General features: G+C 57.9%; 8 protein-coding genes. 7 read left to right on the top strand and 1 reads right to left on the bottom strand.

What is annotated here, in order from left to right; translation table 11 throughout:
* Window positions 1-107 precede the first annotated feature (107 nt).
* Genes N2A41_RS02340 through N2A41_RS02320 form a run of 5 tightly spaced genes read left to right on the top strand, consistent with a single transcriptional unit; the run spans window position 108 to window position 6,793 of the window.
* Window positions 108-347 (top strand): hypothetical protein, encoded by a 240-nt coding sequence (locus tag N2A41_RS02340; RefSeq protein WP_260110157.1) that lies wholly within the window; start codon window positions 108-110, stop codon window positions 345-347.
* Window positions 348-357: 10 nt separating this feature from the next.
* Window positions 358-1,464, top strand: a complete 1,107-nt coding sequence (locus tag N2A41_RS02335; RefSeq protein WP_260110156.1) for a DNA cytosine methyltransferase — start codon at window positions 358-360, stop codon at window positions 1,462-1,464.
* On the top strand, window positions 1,464-4,436 hold the full coding sequence (locus N2A41_RS02330) for an ATP-binding protein (protein ID WP_260110155.1): 2,973 nt from the start codon (window positions 1,464-1,466) through the stop codon (window positions 4,434-4,436). Before N2A41_RS02335 ends, N2A41_RS02330 begins: the two co-directional genes overlap by 1 nt.
* Window positions 4,429-6,312, top strand: a complete 1,884-nt coding sequence (locus tag N2A41_RS02325) for a response regulator receiver domain (RefSeq protein ID WP_260110154.1) — start codon at window positions 4,429-4,431, stop codon at window positions 6,310-6,312. Before N2A41_RS02330 ends, N2A41_RS02325 begins: the two co-directional genes overlap by 8 nt.
* On the top strand, window positions 6,290-6,793 hold the full coding sequence (locus N2A41_RS02320; protein ID WP_311202876.1) for a very short patch repair endonuclease: 504 nt from the start codon (window positions 6,290-6,292) through the stop codon (window positions 6,791-6,793). The genes N2A41_RS02325 and N2A41_RS02320 overlap by 23 nt, the downstream gene beginning before the upstream one ends.
* Window positions 6,794-6,810: 17 nt before the next feature.
* Here the strand turns inward: N2A41_RS02320 and N2A41_RS02315 are convergent, their stop codons facing one another.
* Window positions 6,811-7,533: a hypothetical protein gene (locus N2A41_RS02315; RefSeq protein WP_260110153.1), complete on the bottom strand. Its 723-nt coding sequence runs from the start codon at window positions 7,531-7,533 to the stop codon at window positions 6,811-6,813.
* A gap of 100 nt (window positions 7,534-7,633) precedes the next feature.
* Here N2A41_RS02315 and N2A41_RS02310 point away from each other — a divergent pair, with 100 nt between their 5' ends.
* Window positions 7,634-8,206 carry a hypothetical protein gene (locus tag N2A41_RS02310; RefSeq protein ID WP_260110152.1) on the top strand — a complete coding sequence of 191 codons (573 nt, stop codon included), beginning with the start codon at window positions 7,634-7,636 and terminating at the stop codon, window positions 8,204-8,206.
* 260 nt (window positions 8,207-8,466) lie between these two features.
* Window positions 8,467-12,648 carry a DUF3883 domain-containing protein gene (locus N2A41_RS02305; RefSeq protein ID WP_260110151.1) on the top strand — a complete coding sequence of 1,394 codons (4,182 nt, stop codon included), beginning with the start codon at window positions 8,467-8,469 and terminating at the stop codon, window positions 12,646-12,648.
* The last annotated feature ends 577 nt before the right edge of the window (window positions 12,649-13,225 follow it).

Below are 13,225 nucleotides of genomic sequence, written 5' to 3'. Positions count from 1 at the left end.
TCCGAAGCAGCACCTTACGGCTAATACATCCAATAGAGGACAACAATCTCAGCCTTGCAATCAATCGATGAGTCAGGAATGTATTCTCCCTGACAGGGAGAATTCACATGGCCAAATCATGGATGGTTCGCGCCGAGCGCAACGGCCGTTTGTTCGACGCCTTCAACGAGAAATCCGTCGTGGCGTCTGCTAATCGGATACAGCCCCAAGAAAACCATCCGTTGACCTTTTCTGTTCAAATTTTTCTTTTCTATTTCAAATTTTTCGGAGAGGTAGTTAGGGTGTGCACGGGACAAAGCCGGAGCACGCCTTTTTTGCCCGGTCACGGGGTTAGTCTGGTTGGTTAGTAGTACAATCTTGAAGGTCGCGGACCTGTTTGCAGGAGCCGGAGGGTTTTCGCTCGGTGCTATCGACGCCGGGTGCGAAGTCGTCTTCGCGGTCGAGTTCAACCCGCACGCCGCCCTAACCTACAAGAACAATATCGGCAAACCCTCCCGCGCTGAGAACGTGACGGTCTACAACGAGGACATCACTAAGCTCGATCCTACAGAATTGGCGAGAAAGCACTTTTCCGCCAGCGTGGAATGCGATCTGCTGCTGGGCGGCCCGCCATGTCAGGGCTTCTCGCGTCATCGTATCAAGAACGCTGGCGTTGCAGATCCGCGCAATGCCCTTATCCATGATTATTTCGGATTCGTGCGAGCCTTGAAACCCCGAGCCTTTTTGATGGAAAACGTACCGGGGATGCTCTGGCCGCGCCACAAGGACTACCTGGACGAGTTCTATGCCCAAGCCCACGCAAGCGGTTATATGATCTTCGATCCAATAAAAATCGATGCGCGGGACTACGGAACGCCGCAAGGACGCCAGCGCGTGTTCATTCTCGGGTTGCGTCAGGATGTCGCGACAGAGGGCTTCATCTGGCCACCGAAGCCGACGCATGGTGAGCGGCGCGAGAATATGTCTGCCGGTCTAACCGCTTGGGTGGATTGTAGCCAGGCTTTCCTGCCCGCCCCGGCCAATGATCCCAACGATGTCCATATGCGACATGGACAGACATTGATCGACGCCTTCGCGAGCACGCCGCACAACGGCGGTAGTCGCAAGGACTCCAACCGCGAACTGGAGTGCCACAAGGGCCATGACGGCCATAAGGACGTTTACGGCCGGATAAATCCGGCAAAACCGGCTCCCACAATGACTACCGCCTGCATCAACCCGTCGAAGGGTAGGTTCGTCCATCCCGCTCTCGATCACGGTATTACTGCACGGCAGGCCGCACGCATCCAGACGTTTCCTGACGACTTCGTCTTTGAAGGAGGTTTGATGGCTGCAGGGCAACAGATCGGTAACGCGGTTCCCGTGCTCCTCGCCAGAACGCTCGTCACACATATTAAAAACCTGCTCACGTCCAAGGAGAACATTCCCGGTCAGGCACACCTACCGATGGCGAAGGTGGGCTGATGGAGACCGTCAGCTTCAAGACACGCGCCCGGACGGTCGACCATCTCGGACGGGAGCAGATCGCGGACGTTCCCACCGCCATTTCGGAGCTCTGGAAAAACTCGTACGACGCCTACGCCCGGCAGGTCAGTCTGACGGTTTTCGATGAGTCTCCGCTTGTCATCGCCATCACAGACGACGGCCACGGGATGAATTACGAGGAGCTGGTTGACCGCTGGCTCGTCGTCGGAACCGAGTCGAAGCTCTTCGAGGACTCGCGCAGCAAGTCCGACATGGACGGGCTGCCAGCGCGCTCAAGACAAGGGCAAAAGGGGATCGGCCGTTTGTCGTCCGCCCATCTCGGACCGGTCATGTTACTGATCAGCAAGCGGCGCGACCAGCAGACTGCTGCTGCTCTTATCGACTGGCGGTTGTTTGAAAACCCGTACTTGATCCTATCAGACATTGAGATACCAGTTGTTTCGTTGCCCGATGCCAGGTCAGTCTTGGCTCGCTTACCGGAAATGGTTGAAGCCTTACTTCGAAATGTTGGCGTAGGGGGCAAGGATACTGATCGAGATCGTCGAATTCTTAGCTCCTGGACCAATTACGATCACGTCTCACGGTCGAACTCAAGCGACAAGAATTTCGTCGAGCCTTCCAAATTGATCATCGACGCATGTCGATCGTTTAGAATCAAAGATCATCACCTCGCCCTTTGGCCGGTATGGACCGGTGAGCTCGACCACGGAACCGCAATGGTTGTGTCGGGGGCGAACGAGGAGTTCTCAGTATTCCTTCCGGCCAACAAAGATCTGAAGATCGCCGAGAGCGACAGATCCCGGTTCGTTTCGACGCTCGGCGGGTTCGTCGATCCATTGTTCGACCCGAACCGTCCGGACCTTGAGGCAGTCCGTCCGGAGTTCGACTATAGGGTAGACGTATACTCCGCGGGCTCCCGCACTCCGATCATCGGTTCCGAAGATGATTTCAATCGGAAATTGACCGATCAGATGGAACACATCGTTGACGGTCGTATCGGTGCAGACGGCGTATTCCGTGGGCAAGTTAAGTCATTCGGCAAGTGGCGTAAGACCGGCAGCGACTACGTGATTCCGCCGCCAAAGGAGCTCGAAATTCCACTGGGTCCAGCGTCGCGACTGGGTTCGATGGACATTTATTTCGCGACCTTCGAACAGCAGGTTGAGAACTCCACACACACGCCCGGTGAAATCGAGCGATTCAAAGAGCATTCCATCGGCCACGCAGGCCTCATGATCTATCGGGATAGCCTGCGAGTATTGCCGTACGGACGCGAGGACAACGACTTTTTCGAATTCGAGAAACGTCGCAGCATCAATGCGGGCCGCGAATATTGGAACGCACGTCGTATTTTCGGGCGTATCGCAATCACTAGGGCAGGCAACCCGAACCTGAAGGACAAAGCGGGTCGAGAAGGTTTCATCGTCAACAAGGCTGCGAAGACGCTCAAGACCCTGGTCGTGAACATACTGACCTCCGCCGCCTATGACTACTTCGGTTCGAATTCGCCCGACAGAAAGGTTGAGATCGAAGTCACGCGACGCAATCACGCCGAGAGATTGGCGAAAGAGAACCAGGAAAAGCTGCGGAAAAAGGTACGAAACGTTTTCCGAAAGACCTTGAAAGCGAATCTAGCTTCTATCCCCTCCATCTCGGAAAATATCCGGTCCGAATTAGCCAACCGCCGGATTGAGACGGTAGATGACATCTCGACCTCACAGGAGGCCCTTGAGATCGCTCAGGCACGATTGGCCGACCTTAGGTTGCCACCTGTTCCGTCTTCGCTGGGCTCGATGGAAAATGACTACCTCAAGTACCGGGGAACGCTGAGGGAGCTCGGCCAATTCGTGGCCGGGTACGCGGAAGAGGTCGCCGCGGCTGTCGAGCGCATCGAGCCGCCATTACCCCAAGAGGTGCTTCTCAAGCAGATTCAGCGAAACGAGGCTCAGTTGGCTTCGCGGGTTAGTCGGTGGGCACGTGAAATACGCGGCCTGCAGGAGCAGGAGAGAGAGCGCATAATTGCCTTAACTGGCGAGCGCAATAAGTTGCTCAGGCAGGAAACGGCGCCGCTTCTGCAACAGGTGGAGTCCAAGGTCTTGAGCCTGACTGCTGCGTCGAAGTCCGTATCGGATGCCAAGGAACGGATCGACACGGACAACGAGCTACTGTTCAGAAACTATATTTTTGCACTCGAGAATCTGAGAGAGAGCATCGACCTTCAGGCGATCGCGGTTTTAGGCGGCGAGCAGAACGCCGAGCTCAGGCGCGAAGTCGACCGGCTGAATGGTTTGGCCCAGCTAGGTATAACCGTCGAGTTTCTTGATCACGAATTCAGAGGCTACGATCGCAGCATAGGCTTCGGCTTGGACCGATTGGCCAAAGACGCCGGCGACAGGGCCGCTCTAAATCAGGTTGAGACGGCCTATGCCGGCCTGAAGCACATTATCGACTTTCTTAGCCCGTTGCGTATGGCTGGCCGGATCGAGCCGCGAAACATCTCGGGACAATACCTTTTCGACTACGTCTCGGATTTTTTCGAAAGAATTATAAAAGACAACGGCATCCGGTTTAAAGCCGGGGAGGCGTTCTTGAAGTTCACCGTCTTCGAACAACCATCGAGACTACTACCGGTGTTCCTGAACCTTGTGAACAACAGCATCTATTGGTTGATCAACGCACGGATTGAGAACCCGACGATACTGCTCGATGTCAAGGACGGCTTGGTCATCGTCGCCGACAACGGTCCCGGTATCGACGAAATCGACGTAAAACGGCTCTTCACCTTGTTTTTCACCCGCAAAGTGGACGGTGGCCGCGGGGTCGGCCTCTATCTCTGCCAAGCGAACCTAGCCGCGGGTGGGCATCAGATCAGCTACATGCAAGACGACGACGGACTGCTTCCGGGAGCGAACTTTGCAATCAAGTTTCGAGGGGCGAACTTTAATGAATGATGTTATGGCGGCTGCCGAGCCAATTGCGAATCTTCCAATCTTGGTGCAAGAAGCATTCATCGATCCCATCCGCTCGGTTCTGATCATTGACGACCGTTATCCCACCTGGGACACGATCTTCGGGAAAGAAGGTTACGAGCGGAATGATAAGCGTTGGGCGCCCCCCGAACAGATGCATCGGGTCGTCCAGCAGTTCCGCGACAAGTCTCCCGCACTGACAGTCGATATCCACGACGGTGGCGACAATGCTGAGATCAGTCGTTACCTGCACCAATCCGACCTGTTGGTCCTCGACTATCAGCTCGAGCCAAAGGAGCCGTACGGCATCAAGGCGTCGCAGATTCTCGTGAAGTTGCTCGCCAGTACCCATTTTAATCTCGTGGTCGTTCACACCGATACCGACGACTTGGTAACCCCATTTAACACAATTCTACTCTCGTTGTTGTCGCCTATCGCAAGTGACGGGAGCAAGGTCACCATGGGATCGAAACTTCTCGAGAAGGCGCAGGAAGAGGGCGACTGGGAAGATATCGAGGCCGAAGTTGAAGAGGCGATGCGGGAGGGCTCCTACTTGGCCTATCGACGGGCACTCGATAAGAATGTCTCACCGTCTCAATTCATCGACGATTATCCCGAAGCAGCTAAGTTTAAGGCCATCTGCGAAAAGGCAGGTTGGAAAGCGGGTGAATGCAGGCTCGCGTTATACTGGGCGCTTTCCAAGCATGAAACTCGCATGGTCAAGACCGATGGAAAAACCCAATTCAGGTGGAGCTCTCCCGGAGAGTCCGACCATGCGTGGATAAGGACCAGTGGCGGTTTCATCGCGTTCGCCAAAAAACAAAACACGCAGCTTCTCGACACCCTTAGGGATGCCTTGGCCGACTGGAAGCCATCCCCCTCCCGAATGATCTCATCACGAATCCGGGCCGAAATCAGCTCGCTGGGTGTCATGGCAGAGGACACGACCTTCAGCGACCGCAGGGCATATTGGAAGTACTACCAGGAACTGTTGGCCTCCGACGTGACCGGGGAGGCTGGCGACAGTCAACGCAGAACTCTCATCGAGGCACACGCTGCGAGACATACGGAACGATTGCTCGACAAGGTCGGCGCCAAGGCTGTGGAGTTCGGGCTCAAACTCGTCAAATGCGACCCCACCTCTTCCGATCCGGCTGCACCCGGCTTCGCTTCCCACTACGAAGTGCCCCCGAGCGCTGAGGGCGGCACGGACCTCACAATCAACCACTACAACGCCTATATTTCTACTAAGCCGGTGTCGGGATGGCATCTCCAGCCCGGACACCTCCTGAAGCTCGGCCGTGAGCTTTGGGTTTGCGCTTCTCCGGCGTGCGACCTTGTGCCCGAGCAGAAGACTCAGATCGGGATAACCGGATCTTCGAAAGCCAAGACGAAGCCATTCCTCGCCGTGAAGCTGCATGTCCGAGACGACGTCGGCCGCGCGGACGTGAATTCCAACACCATGGTTTTTCTGCTCGACGAGCAGAAAAATGAGGTGGCTACTTATAGTGTTTTTGAAAAGAGCGGAGAAAACGCCTCTCCGGTATGGCGCATGATGTTTGCCGACAATTTCGGCAAGTTCAAAGTTCAGGACAAGGTTGCTGACCTGGGCATCAGCGTCATCAGCGGCGAAAGCGGTACCCTGGAGGTGAAGCCCATAAAGGCGACAATCGTCGGTCAGTTGAGATATGAGTACGCCCTCAATCTCATCAATAAGCTGGGGATCGAATTCACCCGTATCGGCTTGGATTTCGTCGCTCCGCCGGACAAAGCTATTGCGACTGCAATCGCTGCAGCTATCGTTGAGCCGGTGAAGGACGAGGCAGGTTTGAAGGATGTCGCGGCAGTGGCCGGATAAAGTTAGGGAACCCGGAGTGAAGGATGACCACGGTCTTCCGGTTTCGGCCCAGCGAAGCAGCAACATGCGCGCGGTGCGGAGCGGTGACACAAACCCCGAGCTCATCGTTCGCAAGTTGCTACACGCATTGGGCTTCCGTTTTCGCCTCAGGCGCGCCGACCTTCCGGGGAAACCGGACATTGTGCTTCCGCGCTATCAAACTGTGATCTTCGTTCACGGTTGTTTTTGGCACCGGCACACCTGTAAAAGGGCCTCGACACCGAAAACCAGAACCGAATTCTGGGAAGCCAAGTTGGCTGGGAACGTCGCCCGAGACCGACGGGTTATCGACGAGCTTCGGGCTTTAGGATGGCGGGTCGTCGTGATCTGGGAGTGCGAAACGCGGTCGCCCCTTGTCGTCGCCGAGCGAGTTATGGTGGCTACCGGCAGGGCCTGCGCTGACCCGGCGCTTCCGGCGATTGTCTGCAGAGCTATTCCGTAGCCTGGACTGACCTTGAATCAGGTATCCATCCAGCGAACCTCGGTCGCTAGGTAGTTCCAGATCACCGAGCGCACGACCAGTCCACCGTCTTCCTCGAGTGAATAGCGGTAGCGTTCCGGCTGGACGACGATCCATCCTCCGAGCATGTCTTGACCGGTAACGATGTGCTGCATCAATCGGCTTCCCGCTTCAGGCCAGCTCGCCAATGCTCCCTGAACCGCCCCTCGCTCGAACCAGACGCGAACCTGTTCCGACAGGGTCGGCAGCGGCACGGCGATGATGCTTACAGGAGCATCGGTCACGGGTTCGCCCCGCTCGAAGAAGGCATGGCCGCGCGCGTTCTTGAGTAAGACCCTGTGCACCCGCTCCACATCCGGCGACCATGTCGGCGCAGCATCCTCCCGATTTGGATCGGTCGACCTCGCGTTTTCGATCGCAGCACGCAGAGATGGACTGCTCCTAAGAGAGCGCGCGGCACTTGCAATGAATTGAACCTCAGGGTCCGTACTGCCGGCCATCACGCAACTCAGGAAGGTGACGAAATACTGCTCGTCCTTGGAGAAGCTGTTGTTGCATGCGGCGCATATCTTGATCACCGGCAAATGGTGGGGACGAGGCTTCGGCAGGAGGCTTTTGGTAGGAACGTGATCTTCAGTCCAACCGACCTTCGAAAGGTTGTCGCCGCAATGGATGCACCATGACTTTAGCCGGACATCAGAGTAGTCTTCCGTTTCTTCCATCGTCCTCTCCCAAGTTCTTCGATACACGCAACCCTAAGATGGTGTTCTGATCGGCGACCTCTTTTGCTAACATGCCGACTCAAACAGAGGTAGGCAAAGAATGGAACATTTTGATAAGCCAGCACTCGCGAAGGTGGAGATCGTTCGGGAGCTGAACATCGCTGCCATCGGACACTTAGACGATGAGCTGGCGGCCTCCGAGGACGGCATCGCGCTAAACCTCGCATATTTCGATATGCGAGGTTGGAGCGTATCGGACGCCGAGCTGATCTGTGAACAGGAGCGCGAATATCTTGGAGAGTTGGCGGAGGCGGGCTGGACCACGGACAAGGCCGAGGAAATCATCGACGAATACATGTCCGACGCGAACGAGTTGAACGGATTTGACCCCGGCATGGCGGGTGCGGTCGTTGCCCTGTCCGCAGCGGGCGCGACGCCGATCAGCTCGTGTAACGGGGGTACGATCGGGTCCAGCCATCACTCCAGCGAAGTCCCACATATTCTCTTCGCAGCCTCGGGCACTGCTGATGTCAAAGCCATCCAGCACGCGATAGAAGTGGCTGATCTGGGGTCGGTCGCCAACGGATTTTATGGTGAGATCTATGCCGATCAGGTACTGAAATTCCACGCGTTCGCCTCGTCCTTAATCAAGGAATTGCAACGAGGAAGTTGATTATTCAGGAAAAACTGGCCACTTCACGAAGTTGTCCCCTAAAAGCTTCAGTGCGAACCGAGCCGCTTTGGCTTTGATTGAATATTGCTTCGCCCATAGTCACCGACTACGTTCGACCAACGCATGGGGAATGGCGGGGAAAACGGGGGGAAGCCGTGGCGGACAGGAGGGAAGTTCCGGCGAGTTCGGCGTCGGCAATCGCGAGTGCCAAGGCTTCTCGGCCAGTGAGAAAAGCAAGGGGCACATCTGCGCTGGATCTCGTGATTGACGAACCTGACTATGTGCCGCCCGATTATGGTGCCAGCCGGCGCACGCGCATTGGTTCGAGTGTCATCGAACAATTCGTGGCAGGCCACGACGCCGGCGACGTTCTACGGGAGCTCGTTCAAAACGAGTATGACGGCGGTGGTGACAAGCTCACGCTGACGTTCGGGAGCAAATCGGTCGAGGTGATCGGTTCGGGTCGCAAGATCGAGCGCAGCGGCTGGGAGCGGCTCTCGGTGATCGTCGGGACCGGCAATGTCATGGGCACTCGCGGCGCTGAAGTCGTCGCGCCGAAGGATAATGGAATAGGTTCAAAGAATTTCGGACTGCGGTCGCTCTTCCGCTTCGGGGATGAAATCCACGTCCGATCTTCCGGGCAGGTAGCTCTCCTCGATCTGCAGACGCAAGAGACTGGTCGCGCCCCCGATCCAGAATCACGGGGTGCGAAGGGCGTCCGCCTGTTCGTGCCCTACAGGGCGCGATCGACCGAAATCTTGGAGGCGTTCACTGCAGAGCGAGAGGCGCATGCGCTGGAGCTGATGGCGACCAGCATGCCGGATACACTGCTGAAGCTGGCGCATAGCGGGAAAAAGTCTGGCCTTCGCGAAGTCAGCGTTCGTTCGATTCGAACCGGGCGCGGCCTGCGCTGGCGACAAGAGGCGTCGCCAAGTCGCTGTCGTACATCCGGAGTGTCGATGATCTCCCGCCGCGGCCGGATGACTGATGGCGGCGCCCACGTCATCACTTTCCAGGAAGAGGAGTTCTCGCGAACCGTCGAATTGCCAGCGGAATATGCGGCTCGACGGTTCCCATCGTACTACAAGGCCGCGGGCGGCAGGGTGAGGATCGCGGTCTCGGTGCCGATCACGCGACGCAAGATCGATATCGGCCATAACGGCCACTTCTATTATCCATTGAAGGCTCCGGCCTCGCGAACCGGTTGCCCGGTCAGCGTGAGCGCTCCGTTCGACCTCAATCAAGATCGCAGCGGCCTCAACGATCTCCGGTGGAACGACTGGCTAATCGATCAGGCGATCGAATTGGTGATGGACCTTCTTGTTTCCGACTGGTTCGTGCGGTACGGCGCTGATGCCTACACAATGCTTGTGGGTACCGGCACCGCCACGCCCGATCGGTTCGCGACTACGTTGGCGAAAAGGCTCAAAGAAGATGCGTGCTGGCCAACGCGCGCAGGAGGCGACAAGCGATTTGCCAAAGCGGGTGCGATCGTGCTGCCGAGCGACGACATATATGCGGGCTTCCTCAGCGACGAGCGCTATCTCGATCCCGCGCTTAGCGCTAACGAGAATCTACGCAAGCTTGCGGAGAGATGCGGGGCGGAGCGCTTTACCGTCGCATCCCTCGTTCGGCTGCGCTGCGCGGATGAAAATGAGAAGCCCCTGAAAACCACGATCGAGGGAACTGCGAACTATCATTTCACCAACTATGACAAGTCGACGCGCGAGCTGGACATGCAAAAGCGCCAAGCATCGGCGCTTTCGGCGTTCCCGCGACGGCTCTCAAAGCAGATGCGGTTCGATCTCGGCAACACGGCCTCAACGCTCAGTGCAACAGGCGACCTGAGACCAGCCATCGAGCTGATGATCGTCGACCCGGACCTCTGGGCTGATTGCCCAGAACCCGAGGCAAACCGAATTCACCCCGATCTTGTGCCGTTCAAGGCGATTTCCGAGCACTGCCGCGTCTTCGACGAAGAGCAATGGCTGATCGACGCTTCCAAGCGCGCCGCGGACGCGGCGCCGGACGACCGGGAGCGCGAAACGCTCTACCGAAAGCTGCACCGAAAGCTGCTCGCACGTGAGGCGCCGATTAGCCGAGCTGCCCTGTCGGCATTGCGCAGCAATCCTGTGGTGAAAAACCAACGTGGCGACTGGGTCGCCCCGGTGGAGATGGTCAATCTCAAGAAGACGCTCGCCCGTTTCCTTGATCCCGCGATTGACGGACCGTCCAAGGAATTGCTTGCAGCACCAAACCTGATGGCGCGCCTGCGGATCCGTGAAAACCTGAGCGGTGCCGATCTCGTTCGCTTCGCCGGCCTCGTCGAGGATCGGCCGGAGACCGCCGAGCGCTTCGAGAAGCTGCTCACCGAGAATCTCAAACTGCTGAGCACCGCGATCGTCAAAGAACTGCGCGAGATCTCCTGGCTTAGGACCAGGTCCGGACGACTCGCCGCACCCGAGACTCTCCACATAGATACTGCGACCAACCGGCTCTGCATCGGTAACGACGACTCGATTGTCGCCAGCACGAATGAGCTTCTTCAACACAAGCTCAAACTGAAGACCGCGCCGGACAGCGATACGCTGCTCGAGATCATCGAGGCGCATCGCGATCGGACCGAGCCGCTGCCGCGGCCGGACCTCGTTTATCCTGCCCTTGTCGCAGCGATCGGACGCGAACGACGCGCAAGGGCCGAGTTCGCGGACCAAAGCGTCTGCTGGGTACAAGACGACTATCACGCCCCGTCGGATATCTTGGTCGGCCCGCGGATCCCCCCGCTGTTGGCCGAAGCAATCCCGGTCTTTCGGCACGCCGACGTTGTCGGACAGGCCTATCAGGCCCTCGGCGCGCCAGCGTCGCCAACGGACGAGCATTGGACGCGCTTCTTTGAATTTGTCGATATCGAGTGGGAAATCGAGGGATCGATCGACCAGCGCCGACGTCGTATACTGCTCGAAGCATATAATCTTCGCGGTCTATTGGGATTGCCGGCCGGCTTGGAGAATGTCAGTTGCTTGCTCGACGATCGTTCTCGTCTGTTCACGCTTGCCCAGCTCCGGGCGGGGCAGCTAGTCGAGCCCGACTTTGCAGCGCTCGAACAGGAATTGCGCGCGACCCATAGCACGATCGGCATCATCGAGCGCTCAGAGCGATCGCGGGTTTTCTTTACCGCCCTCGGTATTCGACCGCTATCGGCCATCGCCGGAACAGGCCTGCCCGAGCTTGGGTTACCCGGACGACCGCATCTCTGGTACAAGCCAAAGCATACCGAGCGCGTTCTTGCGATGTTGCATCGGCCGCTATTTGCCCGCGCGCTCTATGAGGTCGCATTCCGCAACCGCCACGGGCATGCGGGGTTCGTTCCGGCGAGCCGCAGCGAGGTCGCCGAGCGCTTGGCGACGATCACCGAGATTGCGTTCTTTCAGTCGATGGGACGTCGCTACTCGGTCGGCGGCGCCAGCGTGCTGATACCGGCGCAAGTTGCCGTCAGCGAACAGCGTATCGAATTTGTGGCGCCAAAAACCAAGGGTGGCTTCCAGCTATTGCTGGCCGAGGCGCTCGCGGAGGTCGCCGGCGCGACCAGCGTGGGAACGATGCGCAGTCTTGCCAATGCCTTCCTTCCATTGGTCCTCGCAGGGACACTCGAAGAGCTTACCGACTATCTTGATCGCATGGGGATCCCGCGCGGGCGGGAATGGGAGCTCGAAGACGACGGTGATGGTGATTTCGAGGAGGAGGATGGCGACGACGACGCGGAGGAGATCGCGCTCCGCCAAGTTTTCGACAATCTCGACACCGATTGGGACAGGAGCGACTCCGAGCCGCCACCGGTCGAGCCCGCACCGCCTCCTCCCCCTAATCCCGCATCGCCACCTACGCCACCGCCTGCGTCGCCACCGTTCAAGCTTCCCGACATCGATGAAGTAGATCTGACGGTCGCGCCCGCAAAGGGAAGTCGGATCGAGCCGCAGAATTCGTCGGGCGGCGGCAGCAGCTCCGGCACGTGGCTGCCGCCGACGCTGGCGGAGGTCGAGCGCGCCGGTCTGCTCGGCAGGCGCGGCGAGGAACTGATCTATCGGATGGAGCTGAAGAAGGTCCGCGAGTTCGGCTACGACGAGCCGGAGCGCTATGTCATCTGGACCTCTTGCGACGAACCCGGTGCCGACCATGATATCCGTTCGATCGATGCGGAAGGGCGTCCGCGATGGCTCGAGGTCAAGGCCACCACTGGGACCGATGGCCGATTTGATTGGTCGCGCAAGGAATTCGAAAAGGCGTTCCGCGAGCGCGATCGTTACGAGCTGTGGCGGGTCTACCGCGTCGCGGATCAGGCGCCGATCGCGAAGTGCTTTCCTAATCCTGCGAAGATGCTCGGGACGCGACAAATACTGCTCGAGCTCGGTTTGCTGCGTGCCAAGATTGAGGATATCGGCTGAGCGCCAACATTGTCCGGCCGCGTCCCACGTCTAAGAGGCGCAAAAACCGGCGCACTGGTGAGAGAACCCGCGACGCATGCTGAGGCACCTGCTGCGGCAGCAGCAACGGCGCGACCAAGCGGCCAGCTTTCGCGATTCGAAAAGGGCGATCTTGCCGGCCTGAAGGCATTGATTAACCGCCACGCTATTTCGCGTTCCGCTGTGAGGTGGTCGCTATGCTATCGGGCATCGGGCATGCGAATCTCGCTCGGCAATTCCTAAACGTGCTGGATGCCACCGAGCTACGGCTACTTTCAGGAAGTAGTCAACCGCGGTTGAGCGACCAAAATAGCGGAGTAAGGCTGCCGAGCGCTTTATGGCCGCTCAACGCAGACTTGATGTCTCAAAGCGGAAATTATTGCCGCTCGCCCGCCCTGTTGACTGATGCCCAAAGCCAGGGCACAAAGGTGGCATCCACGGTCGCTCGCGATGGGAAAATACAGGGAATTTAAAGGGCTATTTCGCTAAGCCTCTGAAATCATGTGAGAATCCAGGTTCCCCAGCCAATTCTCCCTAAATCCCCTTAATTCCTTGATTT

Source organism: Rhizobium sp. SRDI969 (assembly GCF_025152725.1).
Classification (GTDB): Bacteria; Pseudomonadota; Alphaproteobacteria; order Rhizobiales; family Rhizobiaceae; genus Rhizobium; species Rhizobium leguminosarum_I.
The sequence above is the reverse complement of the archived record's forward strand: the minus strand, read 5'-3'. Positions and strand labels throughout refer to the sequence as shown.

Bases quoted from the DNA above. Each gene is read 5' to 3' on its own strand.
- N2A41_RS02320 (WP_311202876.1), top strand. From the start codon at position 6,290: ATGTCGCGGCAGTGGCCGGATAAAGTTAGGGAACCCGGAGTGAAGGAT.
- N2A41_RS02310 (WP_260110152.1), top strand. From the start codon at position 7,634: ATGGAACATTTTGATAAGCCAGCACTCGCGAAGGTGGAGATCGTTCGG.
- N2A41_RS02325 (WP_260110154.1), top strand. From the start codon at position 4,429: ATGAATGATGTTATGGCGGCTGCCGAGCCAATTGCGAATCTTCCAATC.
- N2A41_RS02330 (WP_260110155.1), top strand. From the start codon at position 1,464: ATGGAGACCGTCAGCTTCAAGACACGCGCCCGGACGGTCGACCATCTC.
- N2A41_RS02340 (WP_260110157.1), top strand. From the start codon at position 108: ATGGCCAAATCATGGATGGTTCGCGCCGAGCGCAACGGCCGTTTGTTC.
- N2A41_RS02315 (WP_260110153.1), bottom strand. From the start codon at position 7,533: ATGGAAGAAACGGAAGACTACTCTGATGTCCGGCTAAAGTCATGGTGC.